Source organism: Acidovorax sp. 62, from assembly GCF_002754495.1.
GTDB lineage: Bacteria > Pseudomonadota > Gammaproteobacteria > Burkholderiales > Burkholderiaceae_C > Acidovorax.
Window position 1 is genome coordinate 523,223 of record NZ_PEFJ01000001.1, and the last position, 20,606, is coordinate 543,828.

Consider the following 20,606-nt stretch of genomic DNA (forward strand, 5'->3'; position numbering starts at 1 on the left):
TGCATGGATCGCTGCAAACAGACCGATGGCGGCCTGCCAGGCTTTGCTGCGCCTGTGGATTGGCTGTGAAACCCTGATTATCCAGGATTCATCATGCCGTCACTTGGCAAGGCGCTGTGCGGCAATCGTCAGCCGAAAGCAGGTGCCGTGGCCCAGCCGCGATTCCACATCAATCTCTCCTCTGTGCAGCAGTGCCACGCGGCGTGCTACCCACAGCCCCAGGCCAAATCCACGGCTTTGGTCTGTGCGGTCTCCGCGCTCAAACTGGGCAAATATCTTGTTCATGACTTCCAGTGACATGCCCGAACCTTCGTCGGCCACGGAAAACTCCAACAGCCCCGCTTCGTTCTTCCTGGCTGCAATAAAGATTTCTCCAGCCTTGGCGAACTTGACAGCGTTGTCCACCAGATTGGACAGGGCGATGCGTACCAGTGTGCCGTCGCAAATCCACTCGTGGGGAGCTGCATGGGTGAACAGCCTCAGATGGTGTTTGGAAGACCAGCGCACCAGTTGGGCCGCGTGCTCCATGAGGTCTGTGATGTGTACGGGGGAGGGGTGCAGCGTGAAACCTGCCGTGTCCATGCGTTCATTGATCAGGCAGCTGTCGACCAATGAAGTCAGCCGCCTGCAGGCCCGCCGGATCTGCGCTGCTCGCTCGGTTTGGTCTTCTATCGCCGTTGAGGGAAATGCCTGTTGCTCTGCCGCCGCGCTGTCGATGACCGCCAACGGGGTGCGGAACTCATGACTGATCATGTGGAAAAACTGGCGCTGCTCATGGCGCAAGGTGCGCTCGCTTTGCAGCGCTTCGCTCAGTGCACTCTGCGCGATGGAGAGTTCAGCGGTTCTCACCGCCACCTTGTCCTCCAGCCGGTGCTCAGATTCCGCCAAGCGATCAATCGCGTGGTCTTTGGCTTGGATGGCTTTGCGATAGCGAACCACCATGCCGGTAAAAATGGCCATGGCCAGAAGCACCATGAACGCCAGGGATTCCAGCTGCCACAGGCTGGTGATATCCATGTCCCATCGGGATTGCCCCACCATGATGAGCGTGAGGGGGGCTCCGCTGAGGGCGTGTAAGCCGTAGGCCGAAAGCAATACGGCGTGCTGGACTGTTCGCCTGCCTTGGCGCAGTGCTACCAAGCACAGTGCGACGGCAATCACGTCGCAAACCAGCAGCGAGACCAAGTTGATCCAGGCAACAGATCCATAGAAATGCAGCGGGACGCTGAACGTGCACAGCAAATTGAGGATGCTGAGTGCGGTCAGAAAGCGGTCCGTTTTTCGGTAGCGCGTGTGTGCAGTGAGCTGCACCTTGATCTGCCAGGCCACCGCAGCGGCGATGACGAAGGCACCTATCCCAACCGCGTGACTGGCCCACTCCGTCCAAGCCGTGGGGGCCCATAGGCTGGTGTACCCGCGGACATTGACGAGGTGCAGTGCACTGATGAGCCCCAGGCTGAGCAAGGCACGCAGGGCGGGCGTTTTGAATATCAATGCCGCTGCAGCCATGCCCAGCAGCAACGCGCAGGCTGCGCCGAAATACAGGCCTTGATAGCGCTCTATCGCTGTGAGCTCACTCCCCAATGCCTGGCTGGAAAGCACTTGGCCTTGGAATTGCATGGCGCTGGTGGTCTCGATCCGTATCAGTGTGAGCTGGCCCGGCGACAGGCGAAACAGGTGTTGTCGGACAGGAGGCTTTTGCTCGGCAGGAACCAAGTCTCCGCTGTGCTGAGGTGTCCACGCTCCAGTGTCTGCACTCCGCTGGTACAGCGTGACGTGGTCGAGATAGGTGGGTTGCGCCAACAGCCATAGGGCGCGATCGTTTGTTTGCCCCATCAGCTCTGGCGCATGCAGCCTGAGCCATACCGCATGCCTCAAGTACCCGGCGTTCAGTGATTGATGCAGTGTGGTGGTCACGCGCTGTAGGCGTTGTGGGTTGCCAACATCCTCAGGGGTCAGTAGGCCCTCGACATCGTCAATGCGCTCCATGGGAATATCCCAGCCCAACCGCAATTGCGTCTCCGTCGCTGGATCCATCGCCGCAGCGTGGGTGAATGACAGGGCCAACACCAGGCAGATCCATAAACCGGACATGAGACGTCTGCATGTGATAGGCGCTGGTGTGCTTGTGAGTTCTCGTGAGTTCTTGTGCATGGCAGGGCTGGTACGTCGCTGAGACAATGGTACGTATCAAACTGTTTCCATTTTCAAAGTGTTCTCTGCCCTGGATTTCAAAGCCACCATTGCCGTCGTTGAGGACGATGAAGACATTCGGGGCAATGTCTGTCGGTACCTCGCGCGCGTGGGTTTTGACGCGTGGGGTGCGGAGTCCGCTGAAGACTTTTACGTCAGGCTGTTGCGTGATCGCGTGGACCTCGCGGTCATCGACATTGGATTGCCTGGCGAGGATGGACTCAGCCTGGTGCGCCGCCTGGCCGCGCAAGGCGTCCCCACTGTGCTCATGACTGCGCGGGCTGATCTGGACAGCCGAATTGAAGGGTTGGATGCCGGAGCGCTTCAGTACTTTGTCAAACCCGTGGACATGCAGGAGCTGGTGGCGGGCATCCGGTCACAGCTTCGCAGCAAGCGTTTGCAAATAGGCGGTACCCCTGTGTCGCCCGCTTGGCGCCTGGACAAACTGGGAGCCAAGCTGGAGGCCCCGAATCACAAGAACGTGTCGTTGACCACCCGTGAGCTGGAGATTCTCTCGTGCCTCATGCAAACCCCCGGTGCAGTCATCAGCAAGCAGGTTTTGTCGGAGTCGGTTGGTGCCCGCGACTTGGAAGATGACTTCCATCGCATCGAGTCCGCCCTGACGCGCTTGCGGCGCAAAACGCTAGGTGACACCGGCATGGCGCTACCGGTGCGTGCTGTGTTTGGCAAAGGCTTGGTGTTCGCCATGTGAGCCTGTTTTTTCTTTGAGTTGGGTGGTCCTCCGCTAGCGGGCTGACACCTTCTCTCCCCTCATTCCCTTTGCTTTTTTTGGCGGCTTGGCCGTCGGGGGATGGCTTTGCCCTTTTTTTGTGCGGTGCATTATTTTTGAAGGAAAACTCAGCGTGAAAAAGACAATCTGGAGGGCCCTTGCCGAGCGCAGTCGTCATTGGCTGGGCGCTGGTCTGATGACCTTGGCAGCCACTTTGACGGCCATGCCAGCGCAAGCGGGCGTGACCAACGGCAATTTCGAGACCGGTGATTTCACCGGCTGGAATGTGGAGTATCTGCGCAATAACGGGATTACCACCTTTCCGCCAGTGACGAGAGCAGACTTGGGTTTGGTCGCTGGCGCCGCTGACACCAACACCACGGTGCGTGGTACACCTGCCTTTAACGACGGACCCTTGGCCATTCCGCTGCAAGGCAGCTGGAGCGCCAACGTGAACAATCGTGGTAACAACCGACGTGCCAGTGCCATCACGCAAACGGCGACCATGACGTTGGCCGATGTGGACCCCACCGACAACAAGATCCATTTGCGCATGGCCGTGGCCCCTGTGATTCAGGATGGCGGTCACGCCCCTAGCGCTCAGGCTTACTTCTTTGTGGCGATCACCAATGTCACCAAGAATCGCCAGATGTTCAGCACCTTCAACTTTGCCAACCAGCCTGGCGTGCCTTGGAACACGGTGGGGGGCTACCAATACACAGGCTGGCAGGCGATTGACGTGGCGCCGGGCAATGGCTTCCTGGATGTGGGAGATCAGGTGCTCATCGAGGTGATTGCTGCAGGCTGCAACGCGGGCGGGCATTCAGGTGAGTTGTATGTGGATTCAGTGGGCCCTTTCTTTGCGGGCCTTTTGGTCAGCGCTAAGACGGTGGATACGGCGTTGCCTGGCACCGACGTGACCTACACCTACACCTACAGCAACAACAGCGGCCTGACCGTCACCGACACCAAGGTCGATGTCGTGGCCCCAGCGACGCTCAACGCATTCAATGCGGTGGTCAACGCCACATTCAAATCGCTCTCAGCCCCAGGCGGAACTTGCACGGCGCCAGCCGTGGGTTCCTCCGATCCTGTGAGTTGCAACTTCGGTACCTTGAACGACCACACCAGTGGCACATTCCAGATTACCTACACCGTGCCAGCCACGGCGACGACCACTTCGCCCAACAACAAGCTCAACCACGGCAACTACAACATCAGCGGCACGGGTGCCAGCACATTCCTGGGGCCTTTGGTGCAGACCAATGTGATTGCTAGCGGTTCTTTGACAGACCTAGCTATCAGCGTGAATGACGGTGTTTCTTCTGTGGCACCCAATGGCGCACTGACCTACGTGGTGACCGTGACCAACCTCGGCCCTACCGCTGTTACCGGTGCTCCCGTGTCGCAAACGGCGTCGTCTTTGACGGTGGGGTCGTGGACCTGCTCTGGCAGCAATGGCGGCGTATGCGGTAACGCCACGGGCAGCGGTGCACTCAGTGGTGAATTGGTCAACTTGCCTGTGGGCGCCAGTGTGACTTACACCGTCAACGCGACAGCCGCTGCATCAGGCACAACGTCCACGGTGTTTTCAGTAGCCGCCCCTGCGGGCGTGACGGAGAGTTCGTCGGCCAACAATGCGGCAGGCGACACCAACTCCATCGGGGTTTTGCGCCAGTTGACTGTGACCAAAGCGGGCACGGGCACCGGCACGGTTTCCAGCGTTCCTGCGGGCCTGAATTGTGGCGCTTCTTGCGGCATGTCGGTGGCCAACGGTGGGCAGGTGATCCTGACGGCCTCGGCCCCCGCTGGCAGCATATTCACGGGCTGGACGGGCGCGTGCACTGGCACCGGCAATCCTTGCACGATCAGCAACATGACCAGCGACCAGTCTGTCGTGGCAACCTTTGCCCTCACTGCCACTGTGACATCGTCTGTTGGCGCCAATGGCACGGCTACGCCGACTGCCCCCCAAGTGGTAGGCCAGGGCGGTACCGTGGTTTACAGCCTGACCCCTTCCGCGGGCTACTACCCAGCCGTGTCGGGCACCTGTCCTGGCAATCTGGTGGGCAATATCTACACAGTGGGCCCCGTGACAGGTGATTGCACAGTGCGGTTTGACTTTTCTGATATCACCGTGACGGCGACATCGGGTGCCAATGGCTCCATGTCCCCCACTGGCGTGACGGGCGTGGTTGCGGGCAATCGCGCGGTGTACACGCTGGCTCCTGCTGCTGGTTTCATTGCCAGGATTGCCACGGGTGGTACCGCTTGCGGCGGCACGTTGTCGGGCAACACCTTCACGACCAACACCGTCAACGCCAATTGCACGGTGGACGTGACCTTTGTGGCCGCCACGGCCAACAGCATTCCGACCCTGTCCGAGTGGGGGCTCATTCTCATGTCGGCATTGCTGGGCCTGATGGCCTTCATGCACCGCCGTCAACTGGGCGTGCGCTGAACCGTGTGAGCGCTTGCGGCCCTGAGATTGGGTCTGTGCTGTGGCACAGCCCAGCGCCAAGGCCGTGACAAGGCGCTGACAACGGTTTTGTTCGGAACGAACCTTGCAACCCAGGCTTTGCTTGTGCAGAGCATGGGTTTGTCTATTTATGGAGTTGCTCAATGGGTGTGCGATTTTTACGGCCTGACGAGAGCACGAATCCGTCTGGTCATCGGGCTTTGGGGGTGGCACTGGTATTGCTGATGGGCGCAGCCGGGGCCTATGCCGATGCGTTGCCAGTGCGAAAGCCCGGGCTTTGGGAGGTGACCTTGCGCTCAGGTACCCAGTCGGTCATGCGCCAGCAGCAGGTGCAGCAATGTACCGATCGGGCGACCGACCAGGTGAGTTTGATGTCTATCGTTCCGGGGCAAGAGCATTGCCACCAGATACGAGTGAAGAAAACGCGCAATGGCCTGGAAGTCAACACCACCTGCTGGGTGCACGACAACAGGGTAGAGGCCCAAATACGCCTTCTGGGAGATTTCCAAAAGGCTTACGAGGGGCAGTTTGAAGTGAAGTACTCCAAACCAGTGCGCTTCAACCCGGGGCTGACGCACTTCACTGCGCGTTGGCTGGGTGAGTGCAAGCCTGGACAACGTCCTGCCGACATGGTGCTGCCCAATGGCGTTACGGTGAACGTGGTCGATGACCTGAAAGCCCACCAAGTGCACGATGGCCACGCTCATTGACGCTTGTGCTGAGCGCCGAGCGAATTTTTCTTACCGCTGTTGAACGCAATTTTGAATGGGCCAGGAAGGATTCTTGTGTTGTGGATATGCGACTGATGGAGGCTCTGGGCGCTCGGTGGAGTGGCTTTAAATAACTTGAAAATGTGAACAATTGCCAATTTTTGAATTGGGTGTCTAGCCGTTGATACCCTCGCTTGCGTCCTCTCCACCGCTGGCGTTCTTAGCGCGCGCTCAGCACTTCTGCTGATGTCTCCAGCCTTGCTTAAGCAGGTGCCTGTCGGACTTCTTCGGATCTTAGAAGTTCACCATTCATGAAATTGATAAAGCAACTGAGCAGTTTGTTGCTCATAGGGGCGGGTGCGTTCTGTTCACTGTCAGCGCACGCTGAAGGCAGTCGCTCCTTGTATCCAGCCTCTTACGAGGCCAATTACGTTACGGGCGGCAACGCAGACGGCGGGCGCGCCAATCTCACGGTCAGCGGAACCTCTGTCTGGATGAATGTCGTGCCCGCGCGTTCACTGATCTATGTGTATGCACAGGCCGGCGAAGTCATTTTGCTGGGTTCCCGAAACCGTGACTCTGCTGGAACGGGTGTCGTATCCGTATATTCCATGCCGCCTGGCGGATTCGCGGGCGTGAAAGGCAACGAAGACCTGAGCGGCTTGACTGCGGGGTTTGATTGCTCTGCAGGTACGGACGGTCTGATCGCCAACCGGGCAGAGGAAACCTATGGCCCTAAGCAAAACGCTGCAGATCCGAATGGCTTCGTCCCATGTGTATGGAGCGTGCCTGCCACAGGAATTTATGGCGTGCGTTTCTCCGGGACTGGGGGCAATGGTGCCAATGCCTCGGTCGCTACGCCTGCCTTGGCTCAAACGGGTGTCTCGGCTTGGGATGTCGCGGTGCGTGATTTCAGCGTCACTAATCCTTATGGCGTGAGCGAAAAAACAGGTCGCGTGTTTACCTATGCCTGGGCTGCGGACACGGGTGGTAACGGCTCGGGGAAGCGTATTTATTCCAGCCTTTACTACGTCACTGACGATGGCTATCGCTATCGCCAGCAGCTGGTGGGGATTGATCCCAATGCGGGCGTTTTCTATGCCAACGCTTTTGGCTTTCGGGATCAATCTGAGCCGCTGTACAAAGACATTCGGGGTCAGAACCAAACGGTCAGCCAGTTCCGCCCCGTGGGCATATCGGGCGTGACGGCAGACGGTGCTCAATACCCGCTGTTTTTTAGCGACATCACCGCAGGTGGAAGCAGTGTTGAATCTACGCTGACGGCTTTGGGCATCCCCTTGGCTCCTAAGCCTCCGCAAGTCAACTCATTCAAGTTCTCCTATCCCCCTGCCAACACATCGACCAGCTATGTGGGGCAAGGTGGGGTGTTCGAGTTCTATGTGACTGACACCATGTCGTTTCAGATCATCATCAGTCACGATGGTGTGGATTGGAACCCAGCGAGCGGTTTGAATCGTGTCCTGACGGGTACGTCGGGTACGGGGTCTTACTCCGTGACTTGGGATGGGAAGAACAACAACGGCGCCAACATGGGCGTCGGCAACTACCAATTCCGCATTTCGGGTCGCAATGGTGAGGTGCATTTTCCTTTTGCCGACGTGGAAGGAAACCGATACGGTGGTCCAGTTATCACCAAGCTCAACGGAAGTTCCCCTGGCGACCCAACCGTTTATTACGACGATCGCGGATATGTGACCAAGAATGGCACTGCCGTTGGCACGTTGAATGGCCATATTTGTGGTTCTGCGTATGCTCAGCCTACGCCCAATGAAGCCTTGCTTGGCGTGGACTCTTCGTTGCGCAATCAAGACAACGGCAGTGGTCCGAATACGGCCTATGCGCGTTGGTGGCCAGAGGGTAGCAACAACAACTCAGATTGCGCGGGGGCCGGACAGTATTTTGGTGATTCAAAGGCGCTCAATCTTTGGACCTACCAAACAACTCAGCCGCAAAGCAACGTACTGACGGTGGTTGATTTTGCGGATGTCAAAGCCACGGTATCTGCTCCTGTGAGTGTGGCGCCCGGTGCATCGGTATCTGTCGGGGTGGCGTTTGGCAACGTGGGCTCGCAGATTGCCTCTGGTGCGTCCTATGCCTTGCAACTGCGCGCTGGGCTGGGCAATTTGTCGTGCTCGGGGGCTACCTGCAACTACAACCCAAGCACCGGTGTGGTGACCGTAACGGGTCTGCCAGCCTCGCTCTCGCCCGGTCAATGGGCCAACCTGAATGTTTCCTATACCGCTCCGGCTTCGGGCAACGTGCCTGTGATGGCGTCGGTGGGTACGGTGACATCCCAGGGCGACAACCTCGCACCGGACTCTGCAAGCGCTGTCACGCTGGTGGGTACTGGCAACAACGCCCCTGATGTGATGACCACAGTTGCCGCGCCGCCCTCTGCCGTGGTGGGCGGCACGGTAACAGTGCCCGTGACGTTTGCCAACGCCGGCGGCACCACCGCCACAGGCGTTGTGTATGGAATGACCCTGGCCACAGGGTTGAATCCTGCCCAGGTAAGCTGCGCTGGCGCGACCTGTTCATACGATGCAGGCACGGGTGTTGTGACGTTGACAGGGCTGCCCAATACGCTTGTTGCGGGACAAAGCCTTTCCGTTACCGTGAGCTATGTAGCGCCAGCCACCCCTGTCACGGTGGCAACCAGCATCAACGCTGCCAGCGACGCGAACGCTGCTAATAACGCTGCCAGCGGTACCACTACGCCCTCCAGCTCCACGGGGTTTGCGGACGTGGTTACCAGTGTCACGGCTCCTGCAACCACAACCCCTGGTGCTGCGGTGGACGTCGTGGTTCGATTCGGAAATTTGGGTGACGCAACTGCGACGGGCGTCACATACTCTGCGCAACTGCCCACAGGCCTGTCGGGCGTGTCCTGTGCTCAGCCAGCCGTTTGCAATTACAACGCAGCCACTGGCGCTGTCAGTGTCAGCGGCCTGCCTGCTAGCCTGGGCGCAGGTATCTGGACAAACATGACCTTGCGATACACCGCACCGACGTCCGGTGTTGTGGAGGTTTCCTCCACCGTCGCAGCGGCTGCTGAATCGAACACCGCCAACAACACGGCCACAGGTGCTACCACTGTATCTACAGCTTCGACGGGAGCTGACGTTCGCACCACCGTACAGCCTCCGGCAAAAGTGGCTCCAGGAGCCACAGTGAATCTACCTGTGACATTGTCGAACGTTGGCCCACTGACGGCCGATAACGTCACGGCCTCTCTCAAACTGCCCGCTGGTTTGACGGGGGTTGCGTGCAGTGGCGGAGTCGCGTGCTCCTATAACGCTACGACGGGCAATGTCACGCTGACCAGTGGGGTCCCAACCCAACTGACATCGGGTCAGAGTGTGGCTTTCTCGGTGGCTTACACGGCGCCAGGTGTTGGTTCTGTACCTGTGGAGGCCAATATCGCCACCACGTCTTTTGATCCCAACAGTGGCAATAACAAATCCACTGGCAGCACCGAAGTGACGGCAGGTTCTTCGCCTGACATGACTACTACCGTATCCGCGCCTGCTACCGGTGCGGGCGGCGGTGCCGTGTCAGTGCAAGTGCGCTATGAGAACGCTGGTGGCAGTCAAGCCACCTCCGTGGGTTACAACATTGCGTTGAGTGGGAGTCCAACGGGTGTTGAGGTTCGCAACAACGGGGCTCTATGTACCTACGATGCCGGCACAGGTGCTGTCACCGGTTGTGGTTTGCCCGCTGTGCGCAACCCAGGTGAGGCCGTCAACTTGGTCGTGACTTACACGGCACCCGGCAGCGGATCTGTGGGTGTGACTTCCACTGTGTCTGCCGCTGTAGATGGCAATGCAAACAACAACACGGCCAATGGCTCAACCGCGCTTTCGGCCGCACCTGATATGGCCGTGAGTTTGGCAGGACTGCCCATTACGGCCAGCCAAGGCGTTGCCTACAGCGGCAGCTTCACTTGCTCTAACGTTGGTGCTCAGGGCGCGGTGGGCGGCACAAACTGTGCCGTGTCTGGTCTGCCAGCAGGTGTGGCACAGGGTGCTTGCACCATCAGTCCTGGCGCCACGGCCTGGTCTGCAGGCGCAGCGGTTCCAGCGGGGCAAACGGTGACGTGTCTCGTCAGCGGTGCTCCGACGGCCACTGGTGCGTTTACGGTGACCGGTAGCACGGGGGCAACGAGCGACATGAATGCCGCAAACAACTCCGCTACGGCAACCCTCACGGTGGGCGTTGCGCCCGATGTGCGTGTCAGTACCAGCGGCTTGCCAGCCACGGCAACGGTGGGGTCGTCTTATTCAGGTACGTTCACTTGCTCGAACACCGGCTCGGCAAGTGCTGTGAGTGGTACCAGCTGCACCATCAGTGGTTTGCCTGCAGGTGTGACGCAAGGCGCTTGTACTGTCAGTCCTGGTGCGTCTGCCTGGAGCGCCGGCAGTGCGATTGCGGTTGGCGCCACAGTGACGTGCCAAGTGTCTGGTGTGCCAACTGCCGCTGGATCTTCCACCGCCACGGCCAGCACCGGGGCGACCAACGATGCCGATGCGTCTAACAACACGGGGCTGCACACCATCACCGTGAATTCGGTCGTTGCGAGCCCTGCATCTATTCCCACACTGGGTGAGTGGGGGCTGATCATCTTGTCGGCCTTGCTTGGCTTGCTGGCGTTGGGTCAACGCCAGCGGTTCACAAGGGGCTGAGCTTGAGCCGTGGGCTTTGCGGCAACGCAAGAGCCCAACATCGCAAAACCCCATGGCTCCCGTGCAAGGTGCCTTGGGGTTTTTCATTGGAGCGATGGCACAAAAAAATGCCCGCAGACCATAACGTCTGCGGGCATTTTTACGATGGCGTGCAACTCAGGCAAACACGCCCGCTGTGTCCTGCATGCGGGCCGACACTTCGCCCAGGTGGTGCAGCGTGTCGCCGAAGGTCATCTCCAGCTGCGTGAGCTTCTTGAAGTAGTGGCTGCCGATGTATTCGTCCGTCACGCCGATGCCGCCGTGCAGTTGCACCGACTGCTGCCCCACAAAACGCATCGACTGGCCCAGCTGCACCTTGGCGCGCGCCATGGCGGCGCGGCGTTCGGCCGCAGGGGCGCCGAGCTTCAGGCTGGCGTAGTAGCTCATCGAGCGTGCCAGTTCGAGCTGCATCTTCATGTCGGCCACGCGGTGGCGCAGCGCCTGGAAGCTGGCGATGAACACGCCGAACTGCTTGCGCTGATTCATGTACTCGACGGTGAGCGCCACCGTCTTGTCCATCACGCCCACGGCCTCGGCGCAGGTGGCGGCAATGCCGGTGTCCACGGCCAGCTCCAGCGCGGCCAGGCCGTCGGTGGTGATGAGCGTGGCGGGGGCGTTGGCCAGCTGCACTTCGGCGGCGCGGCTGCCGTCTTGCGTGACATAGCCACGTGTGGTGACGCCAGCGGCCGAGCGCTCCACCAGGAAGAGGGCGATCTTGCCGTCCAGCTGTGCGGGCACGATGAAGGCATCGGCCTGGTCGCCAGCGGCCACTATGCTTTTGGTAGCTGTCAGCGCATACCCGGATTGCGCTGCAGCCGCTTTGGCTTCGCACACATCCAGGCGGTAGCGTGCCTTGCGCTCCTGGTAGGCCAGCACCACCAGGGCTTCGCCGCTGGCCACGCGGGGCAACCAGGCGGCCTGCACGTCGGCTGTGCCGTACTGCGACAGCACGCTGCTGGCGATGAAGGCCTGGGCAATGGGCTCGAGCACCATGCCACGGCCCAGTTCCTCGGCCACCACCATGGCGTCGATGGCGCTCTGGCCCAGGCCGTCGTGGGCCTCGGGCACGGTCAGCGCCGTCAGGCCCAGCTCGGCCAGCTCGCCCCAGGCGGCGCGGTCGAAGCCGCCGGCGGCCACGGCAGCGCGGCGGCGCTCGAAGGTGTAGCCCTTGTCCACCCACTTGCGCACGGCGTCGCGCAGTTGTTCCTGGTCGTCAGAAAAATCGAAATCCATGTTCTTGTCTCCTTAGCCCAGAACCGTCTGCGCGACGATGTTACGTTGCACTTCATTGCTGCCACCGTAGATGGTGGTCTTGCGCAGGTTGAAGTAGGTGGACGCCAGCGGCGCGTTGGCGGTGACGCCGCCAGGGAAGTTTCCTTGCCATCCGGCTTCCATCGCCTCTTCGATAAAGGGCAGGCTGAACGGGCCTGCGGCCAGCATCATCAGCTCGGCGTAGCGCTGCTGGATCTCGCTGCCGCGGATCTTCAAGAGGCCGGCGATGTCGAGCGAGTTCTTGCCCGACTTCTCCGCCGACAGCACGCGCAACACCAGCATTTCCAGGGCCACGATGTCCACTTCGAGCAGCGCGATCTGGTCACGGAAACGCTGGTCGTCCCACATGCCCTCGGCCTTGGCGATGCGCTTCAGGCGCTCCAGCTCGCGCTTGCTGCGGTTCACGTCAGCGATGTTGGTGCGCTCGTGGGACAGCAGGTGCTTGGCATAGGTCCAGCCCTTGTTCTCTTCGCCGATCAGGTTCTCGGCGGGCACTTCGACGTTGTCGAAGAACACCTCGTTCACCTCGCACTCGCCGTCCAGCAGCTTGATGGGGCGCACGGTCACGCCCTTGGACTTCATGTCCAGCAGCAGGAAGGAGATGCCGGTCTGGGGCTTGCCCTCGGTGCTGGTACGCACCAAGTTGAACATCCAGTCGCCGTGTTGGCCCAGGGTGGTCCAGGTTTTCTGGCCATTGACGATGTACTTGTCTCCCACGCGCTCGGCGCGGGTCTTGACGCTGGCCAGGTCCGAGCCCGAGCCCGGTTCGCTGTAGCCCTGGCTCCACCACACTTCGCCGCTGGCGATACCGGGCAAAAAGCGCTTTTGTTGTTCGGCATTGCCAAACGCCATGATCACCGGGGCCACCATCACTGGGCCGAAGGGGATGATGCGGGGCGCACCGGCCAGCGCACACTCTTCTTCAAACAGGTGCTTTTGCACGGCCGTCCAGCCGGGGCCACCAAATTCCTTGGGCCAGCCAAAACCGAGCCAGCCTTTTTTGCCCAGGATCTTGGCCCAGCCCTGCATGTCTGCACGGGTCAGGCGCAGGGCGTTGTGCACTTTGTGCGAGATGTCCTGGGGCAGGTTGGCGTGAACCCATGCGCGAACTTCTTCGCGAAAGGCCTGTTCTTCGGGGGTGAATGCGAGATCCATGCGGCTTGTCTCCTGAGAAGTTTTGTTTTTAGCATGGGCGTTCGTTTTATTCCTGTCCGGGTGGCGACATGGGCGGTGTTATGGGGCTAAGTCGCGCAGGCCCAGTTCGTCGCACAGCCGACGCACTGTGGCTTGCAGGCCTGCCACTTCCGCCTCCAGGGCCTGCACGCGGGCTTGCAGTGCGGGGGCAGGGGTGTCCAGTGGGGGCATGGGGTGGCCGCTGTAGGGCTGCTGGCTGGTGTCCACCGGCCCGCACAGCAGGTGCGCCCAGCGTGGCTCGCGGGCGCCAGGGGCGCGGGGCAGCAGCACGACCAGCGGGCCGCCTTTTTCTTCGCTGCGGTTTTGCAATTCGTCCAAAAACGCTTCCACCGAGGAGATATCGGCAAACCGGTGCCAGCGCTCGGCGTTGATGCGCAGTTCGCCCGCCGTCTGGGGGCCGCGCAGCATCAGCAGGCCGAGCAATGCGGCCGATTGGTCGGGCACGCCCACGCCGCGCTGAAAGTTGTGCTCCCAGCGCGTGGTGCGGTTGCCGCTGGTCTCAAACACCAGCGTGAGCAGCTTCAGCGCATCCAGTGCCTCTTGCGCTTGCGCGTCGGTGAGTTGCATCACCGGGTCGCGGCTGGACTTCTGGTTGCAGCCGGTGACCAGGCCGTTGAGCGACATGGGGTAGCTGTCCGGCACCGTGCGGGCCTTCTCTATCAAGGTGGCGAGCACGCGGGCCTCGTTGGGGGTGAGGGGGCGGGCGGCGGGGCTGTAGGCAGTGGGTGTGTGCATGGCAGGGATAATCAGGGGCAAATGAAGAACATCGTGATTTTGATCTCCGGCGGTGGCTCCAACATGGCGGCCATCGTCAAAACCGCACAACAAGAACAGTGGGCGCAGCGCTATGGTGCGCGCGTGGCAGCGGTGGTGAGCAACAAGGCCGACGCCCAGGGCCTGGTGTTTGCCCGCGAGCAGGGCATTGCCACTGCCGTGCTGGACCACAAGGCCTTTGCCAGCCGCGAGGCGTTTGATGCCGAGCTGGCCGCCGTGATCGATGCGCACCAGCCCGCGCTGGTGGTGCTGGCGGGCTTTATGCGGATTTTGACGCCCGGTTTTGTCGCGCATTACGCGGGGCGTCTGGTCAATATCCACCCTTCGCTGTTGCCCGCCTTCACGGGCTTGCACACCCACCAGCGCGCCATCGATGCAGGCTGCAGGTTTGCAGGGGTGACGGTGCACCAGGTGACGGCCGAGCTGGACGTGGGCCCCATCCTGGACCAGGCGGTGGTGCCGGTGCTGCCGGGCGACACCGCCGAGACGCTGGCTGCCCGGGTGCTGACGCAGGAGCATGTGATCTACCCCCGCGCCGTGCGAGCACTGGTGCAGAAGCTGCCTGTGGTTTGATTTGCTATTGAAATAATAGCTGCTAGCGCTTTTGGATAGTGCGCTAGCGGCTGTTTTTATAGGAAGGCTCCGACGCGCGCGGCTCGTCAACTGACGGGCGGCACTCGCACCGCACGGCCAGAACCTGGGTGTGCCACCCGCCCCCTGCGTCAGGGCTGCGGTGGCTTCAACTGGGGCGGGAGTGGCTTGCGAAGGCCTCAGGCCACGGCGCTCAAGGCCTCGGTGCTGTTGCGGTTGCCAAAGTCATTGGCAGCTTGCTCATAGCGGCGCCGGGCCAGGTCGGCCAGCCGCACCAGGTCGCCGCGCTGGCTGCTGTCCTTGCTGGCCGAGGATTGCGAGTCGCTGCTGCTGCTTGTGCTGGTGCTGGTGCTGCTGGTCAGGCTGCTACTGGCTGCAGCGGCCGACGCAAACTGGTTGGTCAACTGGTCGATGAAGGTTTTGGATTCGCTCTCGCTGATGGTCTTGTCGCCGTCGGTGTCTATCGCGCTGAACAAGGCCGTGACGGCGTCTTGCTCGGTCGTCGAGGTGGCCCCGGCCAGGCGTTCGGTGAGCGACACCACACCATCTTCGTTGGTGTCCAGCGGGTCGTAGGTGGTGGTTTCGCTGGTGCTACCTGCGCCGCCCGCTCCACCTGGGCCCCCCGGGCCACCAGCTCCGCGCGGGCCACCAGCGCCACCGGCACCGCCAGGTGGCATGCCACTGGCCTGCGCCCCGTCGCCCGAGGGCCGCCCGGCATCAAACTCCGCCTGCGTCAGGCTGCCGTCGCTGTCCGTGTCCAGCGCGGCAAAAGCATCGTCGCTGCTCACGCCCGTCTGGCTGGCGGTGCCGCCCGACATGGCTTCCAGCAACGCCTGCAGCTCGGTCTTGCTCACGGCACCGTCGCCATCGCTGTCCACCTTGCCAAACAGGTCGTCGCCCGCTTCGCCGGTGGCTGCCGATGAGCTGTCGGTGCCATCAGCGATGTTGCGCGACTGGGCAAAGTCCATGGTGGACCGGGCGGGCATGATGCTTTCCATCGTCTTGCCCAGCTCGTCGGCATTGAGGTTGCCGTCGCCGTTGGCGTCGTACTGGGTGAGCAGGTCTGTGGCACTGGTGTCGCTGGTGGTGCCGGTCTTCTTGGCCACCTTGTCCAGCAAGCCTTGCAGCTCGGTGCTGTCCACGCCGCCACTGCCGTCGGCATCTATTTTTGACAGCAGCCGCTCCGGCGAGGGCCCAGGGCGGCTGGCCCGCTGGACACTGGCACTGGACCAGGCACTGCTGACGCTACTGATGGTCGTCATCGTCGTTCCTTTCGTTCCAAGGGTGGTGGCAACGCTGGGCCTGTCTGTGGCGCGCGTTGGGGCCAACACGCGCGGGGGATCGATTCATCGTTGCCTTCTGGGCCCTCTGCCCACACCCCGTGGGGCAGAGCAGAAGGTCCTCGGGGCCGCAGAACCTGTGGTGGCCGGTGAGGGCGCTGGCAGGTCGATACAGCCTGAATCCATTGTTGGCGGGGCGTGTCAATGGTGTTTGTCCGGTTTGTACCAAGGCCGATACAAAGCGCGGTTTCATGCGCTGAATTGGGGGGTAAAACCCCGCCAGTTCTGCGCAAACCCGTGGCTGGGGGCTGCCTAAACTTGGCGGGTCTTTTAGCCCTGCCCCTGCCCATGCAAACCATTTTGGTGGTGGACGACGATGTCGAGATCACCACCCTGCTGACCGAATACCTGGCCCGCTTTGGCTACACCACGCTGGCGGCGGGCGATGCAGCGGCCATGCGGGCGCAGCTGGCCGCCCACTCGGTCGATCTGGTCGTGCTGGACGTGATGCTGCCCGGCACCGACGGCATCACCCTGGCGCGCGAGCTGCGCCAGCGATCACGCGTGCCCATCATCATGCTCACTGCCCGGGCAGACCCCTACGACCGCGTGCTGGGCCTGGAGATGGGGGCTGACGACTACATGGCCAAGCCGTTTGAGCCGCGCGAGCTGGTGGCCCGCATCCAGACCGTGATGCGCCGCCTGGCCCACGAGGGCCAGCCGGCCAGCCAAGGGCCCGACGAAGTAGTGCGCTTTGACGGCTGGGAGCTGCACTGCGTGGAGCGCCACCTGCGCTCGCCCCAGGGCGTGGTGGTGCCTTTGTCCAACGCCGAATTCCGCCTGCTGTGCACCTTCTTGCGCATGCCACGGCGCATCTTCAGCCGCGACCAGCTCATGGAGCAGGCCCGGGGCCGCGCCATGGATGCGTTTGAGCGCAGCATCGATCTGCTGGTCTCGCGCCTGCGCACCAAGCTGGCGGACGACCCGCGCTCGCCCTCCATGATCCGCACCGTGCGGGGCGCGGGCTACCTCTTTCATGTGCACACCCTGCAAGGGCAGGTGGGATGGCTGCGCTGACGCTGCCCGGCGGCCGCGCATGGGCGCGCTCTGCGGTGGCCTGGTGGTTGCCCTCCACGCTCTTTGGGCGCCTGGCGGTGCTGCTCATCGTGGCCGTGCTGGCCAGCCATGTGCTGGCGCTGTCTTTGATGTGGGAGTTGCGGCCCGCGCCGCCGCACCACGGAGGGCCTGGTGGTGAAGGCCCGCCGCGTGCCTGGGCTGACCGCAGTGCCCCGGCAGCGGCAGGGGCGGTGCCTGCGCCCGCCCCGCCAATGCCCCCAGCCGCTGAGCCGAGCGGCCGTGGCGGGCCAGGCCCGCGCCCCGGCCCCCCCAGCTTGAGGCAAGTGCTCGATGCACCCTTGTCGCTGCAATTGGGATTGCTGCTGGATATTTGTGTGCGCCTGGCCGTGCTGATCGCTGCAGCCTGGTGGGCCGCCCGCTGGCTGGCCCAGCCCATCCACCGCCTGGCCAGTGCCGCGCAAGAGCTGGGGCGCAACCTGGACCGCCCCCCATTGCCCGAAGACGGGCCTGCCGAGTGCCGCGACGCCAGCCGCGTCTTCAACCAGATGCAAGAGCGCCTGCGCCAGCAACTGGCCGACCGCGACGGCTTTGTGGCTGCCGTATCGCATGACCTGCGCACGCCGCTCACCCGCCTGCGCTTGCGCGCCGAAAGCCTGGCAGACCCGCAAGACCAGCAGCGCTTTGGCCACGATATTGCCGAGATGGACGCCATGATCACCGCCACGCTCGACTACCTGCGCGGCGTGGCCCATGCCGAGCCAATGGCACTGGTGGATGTGGCAGCCCTGGCGCACAGCCTGGCCGACGACCACCAGGACATGGGCCACGACGTGACGGTGCAGGGCCATGCCGCCCCTTTGCCCGTGCAGGCCGGTGCGCTGCGCCGGTGTCTGGACAACCTGTTGGGCAATGCCGTGCGCTACGGCGGCGCTGCGGAGTTGGCATTGCATGACGGACCCGAGCAACTGCGCATCACCGTGCGCGACCATGGCCCTGGTCTGCCGGAGGCCGAATTGGCCCGCGTGATGGCTCCGTTTTACCGGGTCGAGGCCTCACGCAACCGCGACAGCGGCGGGGTGGGGCTGGGCCTCACCATTGCGCAAGACATTGCACGCCGCCACGGCGGGCTGCTGCGCCTGAGCAACGCGCCAGCAGGCGGCTTACTGGCCGAGGTGCTGCTGCCGCGTTCACCCGGTGCGGGCCCCGGCGGGTAGGGCAGGGGCTGCGCTGGTCGCCTGCGTTTTGGCGTGGTTTGAAGTAAAAATAGCTGCCAGCGCTTATTGGATAAGCGCTGGCAGCTATTTATTTGATAGCAATCTAGTCCGCAGCCTCTTCGCCCTTGGCCGGGTCTTGGCATTTCTCAAACCGCTGGCGCAGCACCCCGTCGATCTCCACCTGCTCGGCAAACATGGCGGCCGGGCGCACCCACAGCCCGTGCTCGCCATACAGCGCGCGGTACACCGTCATGGGCTCCAGCGTCTCGCTGTGGCGGGCGGTGCCCACCACCTCGTACATCAGGCCCTTGTAGTGGCGGTACAGGCCGACGGGCGTGGGGGTGAGTGCAGGGAGTTTTTCGTTCATGGTTACTATGGCGGGTTGTACCGGGCTGCTTGGCCGTCATGGCCGCGCCGCACAGTACATCCAAAAAACAAAATGGGAGGGGTTGACCTGTGGAATGGGCAGACTTTGTGCACTTGGTGCGCACCAGCGAGCAAGACAGTGCTGAAAACAGCGGCGCTTACCGGCGCAGCGTAGCTGCTTTTGCCGCCTTGGGCTACGCCTGGGTGCTGGGCTGCTTTGTCCTGGCCCTGGGCCTAGTGGCCTGGGCGGTGCAGCAACTGTTGTTTGGACGCTTTCGCCTGGGGCTGTTGTTGATGCTGCTGGCGGCGGGCAGTCTGTTGTGGTTCAGCCTGCGTGCGCTGTGGCTGCGCATCACCCCGCCTGAGGGCGAGGAAATCACGGCCACCGATGCTCCGGAGCTGTTCGATGCGCTGGAGCGCATCCGCCGCAAGATCAAAGGCCCACCCATCCACCATGTGCTGCTGAGCGATGACTTCAACGCCAGCATCCAGCAGATACCGCGCTACGGTCTGTTTGGCGGTGGGGTTAACTACCTGGTCGTCGGGCTGCCGCTGTTGATGGCACTGGACCGCACCCGCTTTTTGGCGGTGCTGGGCCACGAATATGGCCACCTGCGTGGCGACCACGGCCAGTTTGGCGCCTGGATTTACCGCACCCGCTGGTCGTGGATGCAGCTCAACAAAAGCCTGGGTGACGACGAGGGCCTGGCCGGAGCGGCCACACAGGCCTTCTTGCGCTGGTACTTCCCGCGCTTTGCCGCCAAAACCTTTGCCCTGGCGCGCCAGGATGAATACGAAGCCGACAACGTGGCCGGGCGCCTGTCGGGCCGCGAGACCATGGCGGCTGCGCTGATCGAGGTGGAAATCCGGGGCCATTGGCTGCAGACCGAGTTTTGGCGCGACCACTGGTGCACCGCTGCGGCCAACCCGCTGCCCGTGGGGCCTTTCCGTGGGCTGCGCCGCCTGATGGCCGACGCGCCCGAGGCGGCCTTCGCCAACGATGCGCTGCGCCAGGCGCTCAAGCGCATCAGCAATCTGGACGACACCCACCCAGGCTTGCGCGACCGACTGGAGGCTCTGGACGTGGCGGGCACCTTGCCCGACTGGTCGCGCGGCAGCGCCCTGGCCCTGCTGGGCAAGGACGAAGCCAAGCGCTGGATCGCCCACTTCGACAAACAATGGTGCGCCGCCAACGCGTCGGACTGGAAGCAGCACCACGCCTGGCTGCAGCGCGTGCGCGCCAGGGCCGAGGCTTTGCAGGCCGGCATGGCCCAGGCCAGCGCCGCCGATTTGGTGGAGCTGGCCCGCCTGCGCAAGCACCTGGACCCGCGCGCCGAAGTGCGTCCCCTGTACGAACTGGCACTGGAGCGCAGCGCCGAGCACCCCGGCGCCCTGCGTGGCCTGGCCCAGTGCCTGCCCGATGGCGACCGCGCGGCCAAGCTGGCCTGCCTGCACCGCCTGTGGGATGCGGGCAGCAACGACCGCTGGTGGGCTGCCCGCACGGCGCTGGCCGAGCTGGAAACCCCCCGCATCGGCTACGACCATGACGCCGCCGCCTTCAAGCAGTGGCGCAAGCGACTAGAGCGGGCCCAGGAGTCTGAAGAACGCGCCTGGGAGGAGTTGAGCAACGCCTCGTACTTCAGCCACATTGCCCGCAACGATCTCAGCGAGTTCGAGCTGGGCGAATTCCAGGCCGAACTGGCCCGCTGCGCGCCCGTGGCCTGCGCCTGGCTGGTGCGCAAGAACCTGCGCGAGCACCCACAGCGCCGGGCCTATCTGCTGTTTGTGGAGCTGCCCGGCATGGACGACGAAGACCGCTACGACCTGTGCCGCTGGCTGGAGCGCACCCTGAGCTTGCCCGGCCCCCTGCTGGTGCTGTGGGCGGGTGAATCGCCCACGCTCAAGGAGATCAAGCGCTCGGCGTTTGACCCTATCTACACACGCTAAGGGTCAAGTGAGGGGATGGGTTTTTCGACTACCAACC

Annotated in this window: 14 protein-coding genes; 8 read left to right on the forward strand and 6 right to left on the reverse strand. The window is 62.6% G+C overall.

Annotation, left to right across the window (positions count from 1 at the left end; genetic code table 11):
• Positions 1–99: 99 nt before the first annotated feature.
• Complete coding sequence (locus CLU86_RS02370; protein ID WP_158236291.1) at positions 100–1,989, reverse strand: ATP-binding protein; 1,890 nt, start codon at positions 1,987–1,989, stop codon at positions 100–102.
• Positions 1,990–2,212: 223 nt separating this feature from the next.
• Here CLU86_RS02370 and CLU86_RS02375 point away from each other — a divergent pair, with 223 nt between their 5' ends.
• The 4 genes from CLU86_RS02375 (at position 2,213) to CLU86_RS02390 (ending at position 10,815) form a co-directional block, all read left to right on the forward strand.
• On the forward strand, positions 2,213–2,905 hold the full coding sequence (locus CLU86_RS02375; protein ID WP_233194739.1) for a response regulator transcription factor: 693 nt from the start codon (positions 2,213–2,215) through the stop codon (positions 2,903–2,905).
• A gap of 151 nt (positions 2,906–3,056) precedes the next feature.
• Positions 3,057–5,384: an IPTL-CTERM sorting domain-containing protein gene (locus CLU86_RS02380; RefSeq protein WP_143226641.1), complete on the forward strand. Its 2,328-nt coding sequence runs from the start codon at positions 3,057–3,059 to the stop codon at positions 5,382–5,384.
• 224 nt (positions 5,385–5,608) lie between these two features.
• Entirely contained in the window at positions 5,609–6,112 is a 504-nt protein-coding gene (locus CLU86_RS02385) for a DUF3617 family protein (RefSeq protein WP_158236293.1), read from the forward strand.
• Between the two features lie 311 nt (positions 6,113–6,423).
• A complete protein-coding gene (locus tag CLU86_RS02390) occupies positions 6,424–10,815 on the forward strand; it encodes an IPTL-CTERM sorting domain-containing protein (RefSeq protein WP_099740473.1) in 4,392 nt (1,463 codons plus the stop codon).
• 156 nt (positions 10,816–10,971) lie between these two features.
• On the opposite strand, the gene CLU86_RS02395 is transcribed toward CLU86_RS02390, so the two are convergent.
• The 3 genes from CLU86_RS02395 to CLU86_RS02405 all read right to left on the reverse strand — a co-directional run bounded on the left by CLU86_RS02395 (position 10,972) and on the right by CLU86_RS02405 (position 14,055).
• A complete protein-coding gene (locus tag CLU86_RS02395; protein WP_099740474.1) occupies positions 10,972–12,087 on the reverse strand; it encodes an acyl-CoA dehydrogenase family protein in 1,116 nt (371 codons plus the stop codon).
• A 12-nt stretch (positions 12,088–12,099) separates the two neighbouring features.
• Positions 12,100–13,281, reverse strand: coding sequence for an acyl-CoA dehydrogenase family protein (locus CLU86_RS02400; RefSeq protein WP_099740475.1), 1,182 nt, complete (start codon positions 13,279–13,281; stop codon positions 12,100–12,102).
• A 78-nt stretch (positions 13,282–13,359) separates the two neighbouring features.
• Complete coding sequence (locus CLU86_RS02405; protein ID WP_099740476.1) at positions 13,360–14,055, reverse strand: YceH family protein; 696 nt, start codon at positions 14,053–14,055, stop codon at positions 13,360–13,362.
• A gap of 21 nt (positions 14,056–14,076) precedes the next feature.
• Here CLU86_RS02405 and purN point away from each other — a divergent pair, with 21 nt between their 5' ends.
• The gene (purN, locus tag CLU86_RS02410) at positions 14,077–14,667 is read left to right on the forward strand and encodes a phosphoribosylglycinamide formyltransferase (protein WP_099740477.1); all 591 of its coding nucleotides are present in this window, start codon (positions 14,077–14,079) and stop codon (positions 14,665–14,667) included.
• 197 nt (positions 14,668–14,864) lie between these two features.
• Here the strand turns inward: purN and xopAW are convergent, their stop codons facing one another.
• Positions 14,865–15,947, reverse strand: coding sequence for a XopAW family type III secretion system calcium-binding effector (xopAW, locus tag CLU86_RS02415; RefSeq protein ID WP_099740478.1), 1,083 nt, complete (start codon positions 15,945–15,947; stop codon positions 14,865–14,867).
• A gap of 366 nt (positions 15,948–16,313) precedes the next feature.
• On the opposite strand from xopAW, the gene CLU86_RS02420 reads away from it, so the two are divergent.
• Positions 16,314–17,042, forward strand: coding sequence for a response regulator (locus CLU86_RS02420; RefSeq protein ID WP_099740479.1), 729 nt, complete (start codon positions 16,314–16,316; stop codon positions 17,040–17,042).
• Positions 17,030–18,256, forward strand: coding sequence for an ATP-binding protein (locus CLU86_RS02425; RefSeq protein WP_099740480.1), 1,227 nt, complete (start codon positions 17,030–17,032; stop codon positions 18,254–18,256). Before CLU86_RS02420 ends, CLU86_RS02425 begins: the two co-directional genes overlap by 13 nt.
• Before the next feature lie 103 nt (positions 18,257–18,359).
• Here the strand turns inward: CLU86_RS02425 and CLU86_RS02430 are convergent, their stop codons facing one another.
• Positions 18,360–18,623, reverse strand: coding sequence for a DUF1653 domain-containing protein (locus CLU86_RS02430; protein WP_099740481.1), 264 nt, complete (start codon positions 18,621–18,623; stop codon positions 18,360–18,362).
• Between the two features lie 89 nt (positions 18,624–18,712).
• Between CLU86_RS02430 and CLU86_RS02435 the strand changes: the two genes are divergently transcribed.
• Positions 18,713–20,569: a M48 family metallopeptidase gene (locus CLU86_RS02435; protein ID WP_099740482.1), complete on the forward strand. Its 1,857-nt coding sequence runs from the start codon at positions 18,713–18,715 to the stop codon at positions 20,567–20,569.
• Positions 20,570–20,606: the final 37 nt, after the last annotated feature.